Origin of the sequence: Curtobacterium sp. VKM Ac-2887 (assembly GCF_015350935.1) — a bacterium.
In the GTDB taxonomy this organism is placed as follows: Bacteria; Actinomycetota; Actinomycetes; order Actinomycetales; family Microbacteriaceae; genus Curtobacterium.
Genome location: NZ_JADKSB010000001.1, coordinates 334,609 through 350,605 on the forward strand (window position 1 = coordinate 334,609; position 15,997 = coordinate 350,605).

General features: G+C 72.6%; 19 protein-coding genes. 11 read left to right on the plus strand and 8 right to left on the minus strand.

Annotated features, from left to right (window positions below; genetic code table 11):
- Positions 1-3 precede the first annotated feature (3 nt).
- From ITJ69_RS01655 to ITJ69_RS01665, 3 genes are all read right to left on the minus strand, one after another.
- Positions 4-762, minus strand: coding sequence for an HAD-IIB family hydrolase (locus ITJ69_RS01655; RefSeq protein ID WP_111086181.1), 759 nt, complete (start codon positions 760-762; stop codon positions 4-6).
- Positions 763-862: 100 nt separating this feature from the next.
- Complete coding sequence (locus ITJ69_RS01660) at positions 863-1,276, minus strand: acyl-CoA thioesterase (protein ID WP_111086180.1); 414 nt, start codon at positions 1,274-1,276, stop codon at positions 863-865.
- 79 nt (positions 1,277-1,355) lie between these two features.
- Positions 1,356-1,952: a nitroreductase family protein gene (locus ITJ69_RS01665; protein ID WP_111086179.1), complete on the minus strand. Its 597-nt coding sequence runs from the start codon at positions 1,950-1,952 to the stop codon at positions 1,356-1,358.
- A gap of 73 nt (positions 1,953-2,025) precedes the next feature.
- On the opposite strand from ITJ69_RS01665, the gene ITJ69_RS01670 reads away from it, so the two are divergent.
- The gene (locus ITJ69_RS01670; protein WP_123937442.1) at positions 2,026-2,949 is read left to right on the plus strand and encodes an AEC family transporter; all 924 of its coding nucleotides are present in this window, start codon (positions 2,026-2,028) and stop codon (positions 2,947-2,949) included.
- 222 nt (positions 2,950-3,171) lie between these two features.
- Positions 3,172-3,579: an aldehyde dehydrogenase gene (locus ITJ69_RS01675; RefSeq protein ID WP_123293560.1), complete on the plus strand. Its 408-nt coding sequence runs from the start codon at positions 3,172-3,174 to the stop codon at positions 3,577-3,579.
- A gap of 9 nt (positions 3,580-3,588) precedes the next feature.
- On the opposite strand, the gene ITJ69_RS01680 is transcribed toward ITJ69_RS01675, so the two are convergent.
- Together ITJ69_RS01680 and ITJ69_RS01685 are read right to left on the minus strand one after the other, a co-directional pair.
- The gene (locus tag ITJ69_RS01680; RefSeq protein ID WP_123937443.1) at positions 3,589-3,837 is read right to left on the minus strand and encodes a nuclease; all 249 of its coding nucleotides are present in this window, start codon (positions 3,835-3,837) and stop codon (positions 3,589-3,591) included.
- Between the two features lie 113 nt (positions 3,838-3,950).
- Positions 3,951-4,787, minus strand: coding sequence for an exodeoxyribonuclease III (locus ITJ69_RS01685; protein WP_123937444.1), 837 nt, complete (start codon positions 4,785-4,787; stop codon positions 3,951-3,953).
- Positions 4,788-4,907: 120 nt separating this feature from the next.
- On the opposite strand from ITJ69_RS01685, the gene ITJ69_RS01690 reads away from it, so the two are divergent.
- From ITJ69_RS01690 to ITJ69_RS01715, 6 genes are read left to right on the plus strand one after another with little or no spacing between them, the layout of a single operon-like run.
- Positions 4,908-5,381, plus strand: coding sequence for an Asp23/Gls24 family envelope stress response protein (locus ITJ69_RS01690; protein WP_123937445.1), 474 nt, complete (start codon positions 4,908-4,910; stop codon positions 5,379-5,381).
- Positions 5,378-5,569 carry a DUF2273 domain-containing protein gene (locus ITJ69_RS01695; protein ID WP_111086173.1) on the plus strand — a complete coding sequence of 64 codons (192 nt, stop codon included), beginning with the start codon at positions 5,378-5,380 and terminating at the stop codon, positions 5,567-5,569. The genes ITJ69_RS01690 and ITJ69_RS01695 overlap by 4 nt, the downstream gene beginning before the upstream one ends.
- Positions 5,566-5,937, plus strand: a complete 372-nt coding sequence (locus tag ITJ69_RS01700; RefSeq protein WP_194671789.1) for a hypothetical protein — start codon at positions 5,566-5,568, stop codon at positions 5,935-5,937. Before ITJ69_RS01695 ends, ITJ69_RS01700 begins: the two co-directional genes overlap by 4 nt.
- Positions 5,934-6,572: a hypothetical protein gene (locus ITJ69_RS01705; protein ID WP_194671790.1), complete on the plus strand. Its 639-nt coding sequence runs from the start codon at positions 5,934-5,936 to the stop codon at positions 6,570-6,572. The genes ITJ69_RS01700 and ITJ69_RS01705 overlap by 4 nt, the downstream gene beginning before the upstream one ends.
- Positions 6,569-7,171, plus strand: a complete 603-nt coding sequence (locus ITJ69_RS01710) for a hypothetical protein (protein ID WP_131921329.1) — start codon at positions 6,569-6,571, stop codon at positions 7,169-7,171. The genes ITJ69_RS01705 and ITJ69_RS01710 overlap by 4 nt, the downstream gene beginning before the upstream one ends.
- Positions 7,172-7,178: 7 nt before the next feature.
- Positions 7,179-7,952, plus strand: a complete 774-nt coding sequence (locus tag ITJ69_RS01715) for a phosphotransferase (RefSeq protein WP_194671791.1) — start codon at positions 7,179-7,181, stop codon at positions 7,950-7,952.
- On the opposite strand, the gene ITJ69_RS01720 is transcribed toward ITJ69_RS01715, so the two are convergent.
- Both ITJ69_RS01720 and ITJ69_RS01725 read right to left on the minus strand, forming a co-directional pair.
- A complete protein-coding gene (locus ITJ69_RS01720; protein WP_131847053.1) occupies positions 7,949-9,295 on the minus strand; it encodes a M23 family metallopeptidase in 1,347 nt (448 codons plus the stop codon). The two genes, ITJ69_RS01715 and ITJ69_RS01720, sit on opposite strands and share 4 nt — an antisense overlap.
- Before the next feature lie 64 nt (positions 9,296-9,359).
- The gene (locus ITJ69_RS01725) at positions 9,360-11,027 is read right to left on the minus strand and encodes a hypothetical protein (protein WP_194671792.1); all 1,668 of its coding nucleotides are present in this window, start codon (positions 11,025-11,027) and stop codon (positions 9,360-9,362) included.
- A gap of 86 nt (positions 11,028-11,113) precedes the next feature.
- Here ITJ69_RS01725 and pyrE point away from each other — a divergent pair, with 86 nt between their 5' ends.
- On the plus strand, positions 11,114-11,665 hold the full coding sequence (pyrE, locus tag ITJ69_RS01730) for an orotate phosphoribosyltransferase (protein WP_071404348.1): 552 nt from the start codon (positions 11,114-11,116) through the stop codon (positions 11,663-11,665).
- Complete coding sequence (locus ITJ69_RS20825) at positions 11,662-13,965, plus strand: septum formation family protein (RefSeq protein WP_194671793.1); 2,304 nt, start codon at positions 11,662-11,664, stop codon at positions 13,963-13,965. The genes pyrE and ITJ69_RS20825 overlap by 4 nt, the downstream gene beginning before the upstream one ends.
- 250 nt (positions 13,966-14,215) lie before the next feature.
- Here ITJ69_RS20825 and ITJ69_RS01740 read toward each other — a convergent pair whose 3' ends face one another.
- The gene (locus tag ITJ69_RS01740) at positions 14,216-15,169 is read right to left on the minus strand and encodes an aldo/keto reductase (RefSeq protein WP_194671794.1); all 954 of its coding nucleotides are present in this window, start codon (positions 15,167-15,169) and stop codon (positions 14,216-14,218) included.
- Positions 15,170-15,280: 111 nt separating this feature from the next.
- On the opposite strand from ITJ69_RS01740, the gene ITJ69_RS01745 reads away from it, so the two are divergent.
- Positions 15,281-15,925: a HEAT repeat domain-containing protein gene (locus tag ITJ69_RS01745; RefSeq protein ID WP_194671795.1), complete on the plus strand. Its 645-nt coding sequence runs from the start codon at positions 15,281-15,283 to the stop codon at positions 15,923-15,925.
- Positions 15,926-15,997 lie beyond the last annotated feature (72 nt).

The window sequence follows — 15,997 nt, forward strand, 5'->3', positions numbered from 1 at the left end:
CGGTCAGCGCAGGGTCGGGATGAGCTCGGTCAGGAAGGCGTCGGTGTCCTCCCAGCCCTCGACTGCGTGGCACGGCACACCGAGGGCCTTCACCGGGTAGTCGTTGCCCTCGGGGTCGAGCCGGTCGCCGACGAAGAGCATGTCGTCGAGCGCGATGCCGGTGATCTCGGCGAGACGCTGCATGCCGTACGCCTTGTCGATGCCCTTGCGGGTGATGTCGACGCTGGTCGAGCCGCCGGATCGCACCTCGAGGTCGGGGAGCTCCGCCTGCACCCGGCGACGGAGGTCGTCCTTCTTCGCGCCGGTCGGGTCCCACTGCTTCTTGACGTCGACCGGAGCGGCCTGGCCGAGCGCGGAGAACGTGATCTGCGACCCACGGTCCTCGAGGATGTCGCCCCAGGTCTCGGACTCCCAGTAGCCGGCGTCCTTCGCGACGGACTCGACCGCTGCGAGGGCGCGCGCCTTCTGGTCGTCGGTGAGGTCCTCGGCGTACTGCAGGGCCCAGTCGTCGTCGGACCAGCGGTAGTACCGCGTGCCGCACGTCGGCAGCAGGTGCAGGTCGTCGAGGGTCAGGCCGTCGCGGTGGCGGAGCGGGGTGACGAGTTGCTGCTCGAACTGCGTGAAGTTGCCGCCGGAGATGACCGCGACCGGCACGACCTCGAGCAGGGACGCGAAGGTCTCGAGCATGCGGGGGTCGAGGGAGGACTTCGACGGGGCGAGGGTGTCGTCCAGGTCGAAGGCGACGAGGCGGGGCGTGGTCATGCCCCGATCCTGCCAGAGGCCACCGATCACGTGCCGGGTGCGGTGCTCACAGCGCCCGGCACGTGCGCGATGTCTGCGGGGTCACGCGCGGTCACGCGGGTCAGGCGCGGTGCGTCGCGGGGACCCGGTCGCGGTCGTACGTGATGTCCGTGTAGCCGTGCGGCGCCGGGTTGCCGTCGTCGTCGAGGTTCACGAACACGACCTCGTCGATGGTGAGGATGCTGCGGTGCGTGAAGAGGTTCCGCGCCTCGGCCCGCATCGTGAGCGAGCTGCGGCCGAAGCGGGTGGCGACGAGGCCGATCTCGACGATGTCGCCCTCCTTCGCCGAGGACACGAACTCGATCTCCGACATGTACTTCGTGACGACCTTGCCGTTGCCGAGCTGGATGATCGCGTAGACCGCGGCCTCCTCGTCGATCCAGCGGAGCAGGCTGCCGCCGAACAGGGTGCCGTTGGCGTTGAGGTCCTCGGGGCGGACCCACTTGCGGGTGTAGAAGTTCATCTCGGGCTGCATGTCACGACATACTACGCGGCAGCGGGTACGGCAGCGGCCGCGCCCCGGCGGGGACGCGGCCGCGTGCTGGTACCGATGACTACTCCTTGACGAGCACGACCTCGTCGAGGGGCAGGCGGGTGCGCGGTGCGACCTCGCGCTCGGCCGCCTTCTCGTCGAGCTGCGACGGGTGCGCGACGGTGCCGATGGCCGTCACGGTGAAGGGCAGGAAGCGCTCCGGCAGGTCGAACGCGGCGCGGAGGCCGGCGGCGTCGATGCCCGCCATCTGGTGCACGTGCAGGCCCTCGGCGTGCGCCTGGACGGTGAGCGCCGCGAGCGACTGGCCGAGGTCGTACTGCGCGAAGGGGCGCTCGTCGCCGTCCTCGGTCACGGTCTCGAGCACGCCGACGACGAGGGCGCTGGCGCGGAAGGCCCAGGCGGCGTTGAAGCCGAGCAGGTTCTCGTTGATCTTGCGGAACGTCTCGGTGCCACGACGGCCCGCGATGAAGCGGCGGGGCTGGAAGTTCATGGCCGACGCGGCCCAGCGGGCGGCCTCGAGGACGGCGTCGAACTGCTCGTCCGAGATCGTCGCGGTCTCGTCGTAGGAACGGGGGCTCCAGCGCTCTTCGAGCAGGGGTACGAGGGGCTGGCTGGAGTCGGTGGACCGGGTGAGGGTGTCGGCGTTCGTCGAGGTCATGGTGCCTGCAACGGTATTCGATGCGAACGCATTTCCGACCTGAGCGACGTCACATGGTGCAAGGATGGACGCGATGGGTGGCGTGTTGACCGGCTTCGCGATCATCGGCGCGATCATCGCCGGTGGGTACGTCGTCGGGCGCATCGGACTGCTCGGCCCGCACGCGCAGTTCGTGATGAGTCGCCTCGCGTTCTTCGTGCTCATGCCCTGCCTCCTCTTCCACACCATCGCCTCGGCCGACATCGAGTCGCTGCTGTCTCCGATGCTCTGGGTCTCGCTGCTGAGTGCCGCCGTGGTCGCACTCGGAGCGGCGGCCGTCTTCCGGTTCGTGCTGCGGCGTCCGGTCACCACCACGACGGTCGGGGCCCTGGCAGCGAGCTACGTCAACGCGAACAACATCGGCCTGCCGGTCGCCGTGTACGTGCTCGGGCAGGCGACCGCGGTGGTGCCGGTGATCCTGTTGCAGCTCATCGTCATCGCGCCGGTCGCGTTGACGATCCTCGACGCCGCGACCTCGGGCGCCGGCGGCTGGGGGCGCCGGATCTCCGGGCCGTTCCGGAACCCGATCATCATCGCCTCGCTGGTCGGCCTGGTGTTCTCGGCGACCGGCACCACGCTGCCCGACCCGGTGCTCGAGCCGTTCTCGCTGGTCGGCGCGGCTGCCGTGCCCGTCGTCCTGCTGTCCTTCGGGATGAGCCTGCACGGTGCCGCGCCGCTGCGGGACCCGGCGATCCGGACGGACGTGATCGTGGCGTCGTCGATCAAGCTCGTGGTGATGCCGGCGGTCGCGTACGTGTTCGCACGGTTCGTGTTCGGGCTCGGCGACCAGGACGTCTTCGTGCTCACCACCCTGGCGGCGTTGCCGGCGGCGCAGAACGTGTTCAACTACGCCCAGCGCTACGACGCGGCGGTCCCCGTCGCCCGCGACGTGGTGCTCATCTCGACGATCGGCTCGGTCCCCGTCCTGGTCGCGATCGCCGCGCTGCTGCACCCGTAGCGCGCCCTGGGCGCACCGCGAGGCGGACGGGAGGCCCGTGGCGGGGCCGCCCCGTGCCTCCCGTCCGCCGTGGGGTCGCGTGCACCGCGGATGGTGAGCAGAAATGGTCGGGTCGCGGTCACCGACCCGACCATTGCTGCTCACGAAGCGCATCGGGGGCGCGCGTACGCTGACACCCACGGGGCGGACCCGCCTCGGGACCACGACGGACGGAGACCTCCGATGGACACGATGGCGATGATGAAGAACATGTCGATGACGGACATGCCCATGGAGATGGACATGGACGTGATGCAGGACACGATGATGGCGATGAACGCCGCGTCGATGGCCGCCACGATGTGCTCCGCGAGCGACATGCGCATGGGCGGCGAGATGGCCACGTGCGCCGCGATGTGCTCCAACACGGCGATGATGGCCGACACCGGCATGCGGATGATGATGCGTCCGGCCGGCATGGACCTGCCGAGCATGCAGGCGATGCTCATGGCCGTGATGACGATGGGCACGATGTGTGCTGCCGAGTGCCGGAAGCACATGGACATGGACGAGTCGTGCCGCTACTGCGCCATGGCCTGCGACGAGATGGTCGCGAAGTGCGAGGCGATGCTCGCCTCGATGTCGGCCTGAGCCGACGGGCTACGCGCTGCGTGCCGTGGTCTGACGACCGCCGGCGCTGAGGATCTCCGCCACCGGGTGGTGGGCGACCGGATCGCCGACCGACAGGAATGCGTCGGCGTCCGCCACCCGGAGCTGGGTCACGCCGCCGTCCAGGAACACCACGACGGCGTCGGCGGGACGGGTCTCGACGACGATTCCGTCGCGCCAGGCGCCGGGGGCCGCGTTCGCCATGACGCGCTGGATGGGAAGGATCGTCGTGCGGGACATGGCTTCACCTGCTCTCGAAGGGGTTCGGTGCAGGAAATCTACGTCGGCGCCGTCACCTGCTCAACGAGGGCGGACGCCGGGCGTAACAGAACGCGTCACGACCGCGTGATCGCTCAGAAGATCATCGGGCGGTCGTCGTCGAGCGACGTGTCCAGGTCGAGGTCGACCACCACGGGGACGTGGTCGCTCGGGGCGTCGCCCTTCCGCTCGTTGCGGTGGATCGAGGCATCGGTGACGACGTCGGCGAAGGCCTGCGAGCCCATCACGAAGTCGATGCGCATGCCCTCGTTGCGCGGGAACCGCAGCTGCTTGTAGTCCCAGTAGGTGTAGCCGTCGGGGACGATCGGCCGGACGACGTCCTGCAGCCCCTTCGCCTCGAACGCCCGGAACGCGGCGCGCTCGGGTTCGCTGACGTGGGTGTGGCCCTCGAACACGCGGACGTCCCACACGTCGGTGTCGAGCGGTGCGACGTTCCAGTCGCCCATCAGCGCGAGCGGGGTCTCCGGCGACGCGGCGATCCACTCGGCGGTGCGGTCGGCCAGCTGCGCGAGCCAGTCGAGCTTGTACGTGTAGTGCGGGTCGCCGACCTCGCGCCCGTTCGGCACGTACAGGCTCCAGAGCCGCACGCCGTCGACGGTGACGCCGATGGCCCGGGCCTCGACGGGCAGGTCCGGCCCCTCGTGTCCCTTGAGGAAGCCGGGCTGGCCGGGGAAGTCGCGGGTCACGTCCTCCATCGGCAGCCGGCTGGCGAACGCGACACCGTTCCACTGGTTCAGGCCGTGCGCCTCGACGTGGTAGCCGGCGTCCTCGAACGCCTGCACCGGGAACTGCTCCGGCTTGCACTTGATCTCCTGCATGCCGAGGACGTCGACGTCCTCGCGCACCAGCCAGTCGACGACCCGCCCCACTCGGGTGCGGACGGAGTTCACGTTCCAGGTCGCCACGCGCATGGGATCGAACCTACCGGGGACGACCGACCCCGCCGTGCAGCGCGCCGCCTGCCGCTCTCGGGCGCAGCGCGGCACGATGGTGTTCGCTGGAAGTCCAGCAAGCGAGCGCAGGAGGCACTGATGGCATCGACGACGAACCGCGTCGACGGGACCGTGACGACCGGCACCACGACCGGCACCACCACCACGCAGGTCACGGCCAAGGGCAAGACGATCATCGACGACACCGTCGTCGCCAAGGTCGCGGGCATCGCCGCGCGTGACGTCCCCGGCGTCTACGCCCTCGGCGGGAACGCCTCACGGGCCTTCGGCGCCATCCGCGACGCGATCGGCTCGAGCGCGCTCGGCCAGGGCGTCCGCGTCGAGGTCGGCGAGACCCAGGTCGCCGTCGACCTGACGATCGTCGTGGACTACCCGATCCCGATGATGGACGTCGCGTCCGCCGTGCGCGCCGCCGTCACGAGCGCCGTCACCGAGCTCGTCGGGCTCGAGGTCACCGAGGTCAACATCGCGATCAACGACGTGAACATCCCGGCACTGAACGGCACCGCCGACGACCTCGACGGCGACGTCCGCGAGGGCCGGGTCCGGTGAACGCCACCGTCGTCGGGATGGGCGTCGGCGCCCTCCTCGCGATCGTCGCGGTGACCCTCGGGTTCTGGGCGTTCGTGGTCGTCGCCGTCTGCATGGCCGTCGGCGGCCTGGTCGCCCGCATCGTCGCCGGTGACGTCGACGTGCGTCGCCTGGTCGACGTGCTGCGCGGACGCCGGAGCTCGTCGTGACCGACGCCGCCGTCGCCACGGTCGGCGACAGCGGCGTCCGGCTCCGCGGCTCCGACCGCATCGGCACGTCGGCGCTCGTGCACACCGCCCAGGCGGTCGCCGCCGAAGCGCTGCGCGTGGCCTTCCGGGAGGTCCGTGCCCGGGTCGCCGACGACGGCCGCGGCGCGCTGGCGGTCGAGATCACCGCCCCGCTCACCATGCCCGTGCTGGGGAGCCACGCGGTCCCCGACGAACCCGTCGTCACGAGCGCGCACCGGGCCCGCGGCACGATCGCCGAGCGGCTCCGGACCATCACCGGCCGACAGGTGTCCCGGGTGACCGTGACGTTCGCGTCGTCGGTCGTCGACGTCCCGCGGAGAGTCCGGTGACCGCCGTGGACGGCCGGACCGCATCGGCTCCCGAAACCGGCCTCGCACCGTCCACCGAGCACGCCGCTACGTACCGCCGTCTGCTCCGCCGCGAGACCCACGTGTCCCGGTCGGGTGCCGTCGTCATCGCGATGCTCATCACCCTCGTGCTCGCCGCCGCTGCCGTCTTCGCCGGTGCCCTCGTGCTGCTCGACCAGAACGTCCTCGGCGTCGACCCGCGCGCCGTGGTGGACGCCGCCCTCGCCGCGCCGGACGGCCTCGACACCACGCTCGTCGTCGGGATCGCGGCGATCGTCGCCCTCGTCGGCCTGGTGCTCCTGCTGCAGGGGTTCCTGCCGCAGCGGCGTCCGCGCCACGCGATGGCATCCGACCGGCTCGCCGTCGTGGTCGACGACGAGGTGCTCGCCTCCGCCGCGGCACGTGCCGCCCGTTCCGTCACGCGGCTCGGGCCGGATGCCGCCGTCGGCACCGTGGGCCGCCGGACCGTCGAGGTGGTGCTGCGTCCCGCCGCCGGCGTCGACGTTCCCGCAGTGGCCGCGACCGAGGCCGTCGAGCACGAGTTCGCGGGGATCGACGCGCTGCCCGCCCTCGCTGCGCGGGTGCGCGTCCAGCCGACCGGACGGGTGGACGGATGAACGCGACCAACCGTGGGCTCGGCCGGACGGCACTCGTCGTCGTCGGGCTCGTCCTGTTCGTCGCCGGGGTCGGTGCGATCCTGGTGCAGACGGCCCAGGGCCTGCCGCTCGTGGCGTCCTGGTGGCGCACGGCCGGCGACGCACTCGCGGGCCTCGGCACGGACACGTCGCGCGATGACTCCCTGCTGTCGTGGACGTGGGTGCTCGGCGGCGGGGTCGTCGTCGGCATCCTGGCGATCGTGGTGCTGACGACGCTCGGCGGTGGCCGTGCGGGCACCGTCGTCGAGAGCGACGGATCAGCCGACGGCGTCGCCGGTTCGGTGCGCGTCGAGTCCACGGCCGTGCAGCACGCGTTGTCGTCGGCGATCGGGGAGCTGCCGCAGGTGGCCTCGCTCGCGGTCGACGTCTACCGCGTCCGCGGCGGCCGGGCGATCCGGGTGCGGGTCCGTCCGCGCCGGGGTGCCTCACCGCGCGAGGTCACCGAACGGGTCGAGGCCGTCGTGGCCGACCTGGACGCCCTGCTCGGTGAACGACTGCCGGTCCTGCTCGAGATCGCACGCGGTGGGGCCGGGTCCTCGCGCCCGGACCGCGTGCACTAAGGCCGTCGTGGTGCGGTCGATCGGCGGGCTGCCGGGGCCGGACTCCGTCGTCCCCGTGCCGCGGGTGGTCGTGGAGGCCGCCGGGGGCCGCGAGGTCGCCCTGGTCTGGCACAACGAGATCGGCGGCACGACGTTCCGGATCGGCCCCGACGAGCACGCCGAGGAGTTCGTCAAGGTCCTGCCGCACGCCTACGGCCGGTGGATCGGCAACGAGGCCGCGCGACTGGAATGGGCGTCACGGTACGTGCGGGTGCCCGAGGTGCTCGACCACGGTGCGGACGACGACGGCGTGTGGCTGCACACCCGTGCCGTCCCCGGGTGGAGTGCCGTCGACCCGCGGTGGCACGACGAACCCCGGACCGCGGTGGTCGCGGTCGGCGAGGGGCTCCGCGCGTTCCACGACACCCTGCCGGTGGACGAATGCCCCTTCGCATGGTCGACGGCGGCGCGGCTCGACCGTGCTCGTGCGGCGGGTGCCGACACGGACCGCCTGGGCCCGGAGCCGCCCGGTGACCGCGTCGTGGTGTGCCACGGAGACCCGTGCACGCCGAACACGCTCATCGGCGCTGACGGCCGGTGGAGCGGGCACGTCGACCTGGATGCGACGGGTGTCGCCGACCGCTGGGCGGACCTGGGGGTGGCGACGATGGCGCTCGGGTGGAACTACGGGCCCGGGTGGGAGCCGCTGTTCCACGAGGCGTACGGGGTGCCCGACGAACCTGAGCGGACGGCCTGGTACCGCGCGCTGTGGAACGCCGACGTGGACGACCTCGGGGACTAGAAGGCGACGCCCCGCGCGGACATGAACGGCACCGGGTCGGTCGTGGCGCCGTTGATGTGCACCTCGATGTGGCTGTGGCACCCGGTGGACTGGCCGGTCGAGCCGACGAGCGCGATGAGCTGCCCCGCGGAGACCTGCTGGCCGATACCGACCCGGAAGCCGCCGTTGACGATGTGACCGTAGGCCGTCTGCACACCGTTGCCGTGGTTGATGCGGACGTAGTTGCCGTAGCCGCCGTACCAGCCGACGTAGTCGACGGTGCCGGCCGACGCGGCGACGATCGGCGTCGAGCAGCCGCTGGCCAGGTCGGTGCCGTCGTGCTTGATGACGGTGCCGTAGATCGGGTGCACGCGGTAGCCGTACGGGCTGATCACGTAGCCGCTGGCCGGACGGACCCAGCCCTGACCGCCACCCGAGCCGGCGGAGCCGCCACTGCCCGAGCCGCTGCTGCCGGAGCCACCGCCGCCGCCGGACGATCCGCCGCCGGCGTTCGCTGCCGCAGCCGCCGCGGCCAGTTCTCGGGCAGCACGGGCTTCGGCCTCGCGCGCGGCCTTCGCCTCGGCCGCCTTGCGGACGCGCTCACCCTTGGCGAACTCGGCCTCGGTCCGGACACGGCCGGAGACCAGGGTCGCGAGCTGGGCGTCGAGCCGGGCCTTGTTCGACTGCTGTTCGTCGTACGCGGTCTGCACGGCGTCGGAGGCGGCCTGCGCCTCTTGCATGCGGGCCTCGGCCTTCGCGGCGAGGCTGTCGAGTTCTTCGGAAGCGCGGTCCGCCTGGGCTTCGAGCGAGCGGGCGACCCCGGCGTCGACGCTGGCGGCGGCCTGGACACGCTCGGCCTGTTCGGACAGCTTGCTCAGCGCGCCGAGGTCGTAGAGCAGGTCGCGGGCGTCCTCGCCCTTGGTGAGCACCGAGGTCGTGACGTCGGCACCGCCCGAGCGGGCCATCTGCGCGGCGAACTGGCCGGCCTGCGCGGCGCTCTGGTCGGCGACCTTCGCGTGTTCGTCGGCGTCGGCGCGGAGCTTCTGCTCCTTCTCGGCGGCGTCCTGCGCGTCGGACTGCGCGTCGAAGAAGACGTCGCCGAGTTCCTTCGCCTTCGCCTGTGCGGCCTCGACCTTGGCGTCGAGGTCGCTGATGATGCCCTTGATCTCGGTGATCTGCCCCTGCTTCGCGGATTCCTTGCCGCGGGCGTTCTTGACCTCGTCCCACGTGGGGTAGGTCACCGCCTGGGCGGTGGGTGCATCGACGACGACCGTGCCGACGAGGCCCGCGAGTGCCAGTCCGGTGACGGCGAGGCGGAGGCGCACGGAGGCACGAGGGGTGCGGTGGCTGGTGGGGCGAGACATCGACCACGAGCCTATACATCCGTACAGAGAAGATCGGACGCCGACGCGCCGCTGTGGACAACTCCTAGAACCCGCGCTCCTGCCGGATCTCGTCGGCACTGCCGACCACGTCGCGTCGGAGGACGTCCGCGCCGGAGGTCCCCGCGTAGTCGTAGACGTCGAACCCCGTGCAGTGCGTGATCGTCGCCGGGGCACCGAGGGAGTCCTCGACCGCGGTGGTCCACAGGTCGTGCGACCCGACCACCACGAACGTCGGGTCGGCGTCACGGTAGGCCCCGAGGTCGACGAGCCACGGGTACGTGTCGAAGGTGTCGCGGACCTGCAGCAGCTGCACGTTCGTCGCGGAGTACGTGGCGAGTGGCCGCACCGTCCAGAACTGGCCGACCCCGGTGACCGATCGTCCGTCCGCCCAGCGGTCCAGGCAGGACGACGGCGTGTACCGGGCGGTGGCGACGGCGTGCGCGGTGCTCGGTGCGGTGGCGACCCCGGCGGCGAGGACGGCGACGGCGGCGATCGCGACGGTGGCGCGGACCCCGCGGAACGGCCGGTGCACGCGGGTGCGGCGGACCGCGGTGCGCGTGAGCTCGGCCACCGCGACGAGTGCCAGCAGCGGTGCGGTGACGACGGGCTCGAGGTACCGCGGCGTCTCCGACCCGACGAGGACGACCCCGATCGACGCCGCGACCACAGTCACCAGGGGCAACGCGGTCGCGACGAGCACGGTGCGTGCTGTCCGGACCCGCCAGGCCCACACCGTGCCGCCGACGGTGACGAGCACCCCGGCGAACATCAGGAACAGCCCGGCGTCGCCCGCCGCCGTGCCGGCTCGCACGTCGGTCAGCGCCGCGAAGAACTGCAGGGTCTCCACCGCGCGCGACGGCCGGACGTAGGTGGACGGGTCGAGCGACACGAAGGGCTGCAGCGGGATCCGCACCAGGTACCCGAGCAGCGACCCGACCGTCACGGTGCCCGACAGCAGCAGCGCGGGACGCCACGGCACCCGGCGCACCGCCGCCAGCAGCAGGAGCGTGACCACCACGGGTGCGGCGGACCAAGGCACGTACAGCGGGTTCGACGCCGTCGTGCACAAGGCCACCAGCCCGAGCACCACGAGCACGACGACCGACGCCCGCCCGACCCGCACGGCGCGGAGCACGAGCACCGCGGTGCCGAGCATCGCCAGCACCACGCCGTAGTAGTACGTCGTGGTCAGCAGCAGGGACGCCAGCTCGAGCGACGTCGCGGTGCCGGACGACTCCGTCAGCACCAGCAGGGTCACGAACGCCACGCTCACCGCCGACACCGTGATCCGGGCCGCTCGTCCGGCCGACGGCATGAGCTCGTTCGCGGCAGCCCGCACCAGCGCGTACACGGCCAGCAGGACGAGCACCCCGTTCAGCGCCAGGGCCTGCTGCGGGGTACCCGTGACGACGGCGCAGAGCAGGTAGACCGGCAACTCGGGGAAGAAGAACAGCGCCGGGGACATCGCCCACTCGAACGGCTGCCCGAGCTGCATCGACCGGTGCACCAGGGGCAGCAGCACCGAGTCGCCGTCGTACCAGAGCAAGGCGACCCGTTCCGTGGCGACGACGTGGCGGAGGGCGATGACGGCCAGGGCCAGCGCGACCAGGGCGCCCAGGGCCTCCCGTCCGATCGCCCCGGCCACACCGCCGGACCGACGGCCGCCGGACGGAGCCGGCGCCACGGCGGAGCGACGCGGTGCTCGGGGCATGTCCCGGAGCGTACCGAGGGCTGCTCAGGACGACCCCACAGGACGGGGGAGCGCGCTGCGAGTCCGACCGGCTACCCTTGTGCGCTGTGACCGACGCGCGCGAACAGTTGATCCAGTACATCTCCTCCGAAGCGGTGTTCCACGGCGACTTCACCCTGACCAGCGGGAAGAAGGCGACGTACTACATCGACCTGCGGAAGGTCAGCCTGGACCACCGGGTCGCGCCGCTGATCGGGCAGGTCATGACCGAGCTCGTGCAGCAGGTGCCGGACGTCTCGGCCGTCGGCGGACTCACCATGGGCGCCGACCCCATCGCCAGCGCCGTGCTGCACCAGGCCGCCGCACAGGGCCTGACCTACGACGCCTTCGTCGTCCGCAAGGAGCCCAAGGACCACGGCCGCGGCAAGCAGGTCGAGGGCCCGGACCTCAAGGGCAAGCGCGTCGTCGTGCTCGAGGACACCTCCACCACGGGCGGCTCGCCGCTCAAGGCGGCCGAAGCGCTCGAGCGTGAGGGCGCGATCATCGCCGCCGTCGCGGTCGTCGTCGACCGCGACACCGGCGCCAAGGAGACCATCGAGGCAGCCGGGTACCCCTACTTCGCGGCCATCGGGTTGGCTGATCTGGGGCTGACCGCGTGAGCGGGGAGCGTCCGGACGACGCGCGCGACCCCGAGGACACGGCCGGCCCCGCAGCGGCGGCCGACGGTGCCGACGGGGTGGACGGCCAGGAGGCCCGGCGCGCGTCCGACCCGGACGCTCCGTTCCACGGTCTCCGCAGCGCCGCGGACATCTTCGGCGCCCCGCGGGGCGAGGAGGACTGGCCCTCGCGACGGGAGCGCCGCGAGGCCGAGCGCACCGCACGCGAGACGGGCGCACCGTTGCCGGAACCGTTCGAGGCGTCGGTACCCGAAGCCTCGGCCCCCGAGGCGCCGACGCCCGAGGCACCCACCGCGCCTGCTGCTCCGGTGCTGGACGACGGCGCGACGCAGGCCATCTCGATGCCCGAGCAGCTGTCGGCGCCGTCCGAGAGCCCGGACGCCGCCGCCGAGCACGAGCGCTCCACCCTGCACGACCGCATCCCGCCGGCCGCTGTCGTACCGCCGAACCCCACCGCGCCGCACCCCTCGTCGATCGTGCTGCCCACCGCGCAGGCCCACCGCGACGAGCGCGCCGCGGCGTCGCAGGCCATCGAGGACGAACGTCGCCGCGTCGACCCGTTCGGCGAGGGCCGTGCCGACGTCGACTGGCTCGGCCGTGCGACCGGCTCCGGTGCACCCGTCCCGCCCGCCGGACCCGTCGCACACCAGCCGCTCGGCGTCGAGAACGTGCTGCCCCCGTCCGAGGAGCCGCCGAGCTTCACGGACCTGCTCCGGATCGCCGGCACGGGGTCCGTGCCCACGCAGGGCGCCGGACCGGACCGGCCGTTCGACTGGGCCATCCGCGACGACGAGACCGGCGAGGTCCCGACGACCCTGACCGGCGACTCCTTCGACACGACGGCGTTCGGTGGCGGCGGCTCGTGGTCGTTGGCGGACGAGACCGACGCCGAGGACGAGGTCGTCTCCGGCGAGGTCGACACCCCGGTCGACGGGGTGCCGCAGGCGCTTCGGACGTTCCCGGTGCCCCCGGCGGTGCCGACTGCTGCGGCTGCTGCCGTGCCGCCTGCGGCTGTGCCACCGGCTGCTGCCGTGCCGCCTGCGGCTGTGCCGACGGCGGTTCCCGGTGCCGGGCCGGTGGCTCCCGCGGAGCCGACCGAGGCCCCGGACGCGACCCGCTCCGCTGCCGAGGGTGACGGGGCGGACGCGGCCACGGGCCTCCCGGACGCCGCGACCACCGCACTGCCGGTCGCCGGGACACCCTGGTGGTCCGAACCCGACGCGACCGTGCGGCCGACCGCTGCGCCGCCCCTCGTCGAGCCCGCTGCGTCGCCCGCGTACCCGGCGCACCTGCCGCCCGCGGTGGGCCAGGACCTGGACGCCGTGCTCGGCCTGCGCCGGGACGACACGGGGGCGCAGCCCACGGCGTTGCCGGCCGCTGCGCCGGACGAGCTGGACCAGTCCGAGTGGGACGGCCGCGAGACCAGCGACACGAGTGCGATCAAGGACCTGTTCGGCACCGAGGCCGTCGGGCAGCTCGGTGGCACGGGGTACGACCCGGAGGACACCGGGACGCGGATGATGCCGGCGGCCGCGGTGCCGTCGGCTGCTGCCGGTGCCGGTGCCGGTGCCGGTGCCGGGGCGTCGTCGCCCGCGCCCGTGTCATCCAGCCCGCCGGTCGAGCGCGACAACTTCATCAACCAGGGTGCGGCGCGCCTGCGGAGCGAGGGCAAGCGCGGCAAGCAGCTGCTCGTCTACGGCTCGATCGCCCTGATCGTCGTGCTCATCGCCCTGGTGTTCCTGCTGACGACGTGGATCCGCGGCAACAACATCTCCGACCAGGAGATCGCGCCGACGAAGTCCCCGGCGGCAGCGTCATCGGCTCCGGCGACTCCCTCGGCTGCGGCGTCTGCCGCTCCCTCGGACGAGGCCGCTGCTCCGGCTGCGACGCTCCAGTTCGCCACCACGCCCGCGCTGCCGGGCGAGCACGCCTGGACCGACCTGGCCGGCGGGGAGTGCCTGTCGCCGTTCACCAACGCCTGGGCGCAGAGCTTCACGGTCGTCGACTGCGCGACGCCGCACATCGGGCAGCTCACCGCACGGATCGCCGTCGACGGGGATGCGTACCCGGGGGCCGAGGCCCTCGCGACGCAGGCGGCCGACCAGTGCCAGTCGGACGCGGCGCTGAACGCTTCGGCGGCTGCGGCCGTCGGGGACGTGCAGGTGCAGGGGTCGTACGCGCCGGACCAGGCGACGTGGGACCAGGGCGACCGGTTCATCTCGTGCTTCGTGACCCGGTCGTCGGGGCAGGAGCTCACGGCGTCGTTGGCGCCGGGGGCGTAGGGCGGCTGCTGCGGCTGCGGCTGCGGCTGCGGCTGCGGCGGTCGGCTGCGGGTGTCGGCTGGACGGGTGCGTGCGGGCGCATCTTCCGACGATCCACGACGTGATCGACGCGTGTTCTGTCGGCACATGCGCACGCATCGGATGCGTGTGCAATGAGCGACGTTCCACGAGTTGATCGTCTGGTGGATCGTCGGAACATGCACACGCATCCGTGGCGCGCGAGCCAGGCCGGGGTCGAGGCGGGCGCGTGTCAGGCGGCCGCGGGCACCTTCGCGGACACGTCGGACAGGGTCTGCAGCTCGTCGGCGCTGAGCTCGAGCTCAGCCGAGGCCAACAGCGCCGGCAGCTGCTCGGTGTTGCGCGCGCTGGCGATCGGCGCGACGACGTCCGGCTGCGCCTGCAGCCACGCCAGGGCCACGGTCGCGAGCGCGGTGTCGCGGGCCTCGGCGATGGTGGACAGGGCGTCGACCACGGCGAGTCCCTCGTCGTTGAAGTAGCCCGAGACCTGGCCCTCGCGGTCCTTGCCGGCGAAGTCCTCCTTCGAGCGGTACTTGCCGGTCAGGAACCCGGCGGCGAGCGCGAAGTACGGCACGACGCCGAGGCCGTGCGCGTGGGCGAGCGGTGCGATGTCGGACTCGTACGGCTCGCGGGTGACGAGGTTGTAGTGCGGCTGGATCGCGACCGGCTGCGCGAGGCCGTTCTCGGTCGCGATGCGGATCCACTCCTCGGCGCGGTCCTTCGAGTAGTTCGAGATCGCGGTGTAGCGGACGATGCCGTCCGTGACGAGCTGGTCGAAGGCGCGGACGGTCTCCTCGAGCGGGGTCGACTGGTCGTCGAAGTGCGCGTAGTACAGGTCGATCCGGTCGGTGCCGAGGCGCTGCAGGCTGGCACGGGCGGCAGCGGCGACGGTGTCCGCGCCGAGGCCCTGGAACTGCGGGTGCTGCGAGCCCTTCGTGGCGATGACGACGTCGTCACGCTTGCCCGAGGCCGCGAGCCACGAACCGATGACCCGCTCGGACTCGCCGCCCTCGTTGCCGGGGGCCCACGCGGAGTACACGTCGGCGGTGTCGATGAAGTCGCCGCCCGCCGCGGTGTAGGCGTCGAGGACCTGGTGTGAGGTCGACTCGTCCGCCGTCCACCCGAAGACGTTGCCGCCGAGGGCGAGGGGGAACACGTGGAGGTCGCTGGTACCGATGCGGGGCATACGGGGGTCCTTTCGTGGTCGGGCGAGCGGTCCTCGATGCGAACCGCTCCTCGGCCGACGCTATGCCCCGAGGCTTGACACGGCCCCGGTGGCAGCGGGTTGCATGGACCCATGACCGCACTCACCGATGCCCTCGCCGACCCCCGTTCCTCGGTGCGGCTGCAGGCCGTGATGGCCGCCGGGACCACCCCGGACGCCGCCGACCTCGACGTGCTCGTCGAGCAGTGCGCCGTCGAGCCGGACTTCTTCGTCCGCGACATGCTCACCTGGGCGCTGGTCCGGCACCCGTCGGCCGACGTCGTCGCGCGGGTGGTCCCGTCGCTCACCCGTTCCGAGCCGCAGGCCCGTAGCCAGGCGTTGCACACCCTGTCGAAGGTCGGCGACCCGTCGGCGTGGCCGTCGGTGCGCCCGTTGCTCGCGGACCACGACGACGAAGTGCTCCGCGCCGCCTGGCGGACCGCCGTCGCACTCGTGCCCGACGACGAGCGGGGCGACCTGGCCCGGACGTTGGCGGTGCAGCTCGGGGTCGGTCCGCGCGAACGGCGGCTCAGCCTGTCGCGGGCACTGGTCGGGTTGGGCGAGGAGACGGTGGCGCCGGTGCTCGCAGCGGCTGCCGCCCGGGGCTCCGACGCCGTGCGGGACCACGTCGCCGACACGGAGCGGCTGTTGCACGACCCGGACGCTGCGTCCGCGCTCGCCCTCGAGCGGGCTCGGCGCGAGGTGGCGCTCGGCCGGACCCGGTCCGCCAAGGGCTAGGGCCGGTGGGCGCGCCCGGCTGGGCGGGTCGAGTGGTCGAGAACCGTCGGCGTTGCGGTGGTGGGGCGGGCG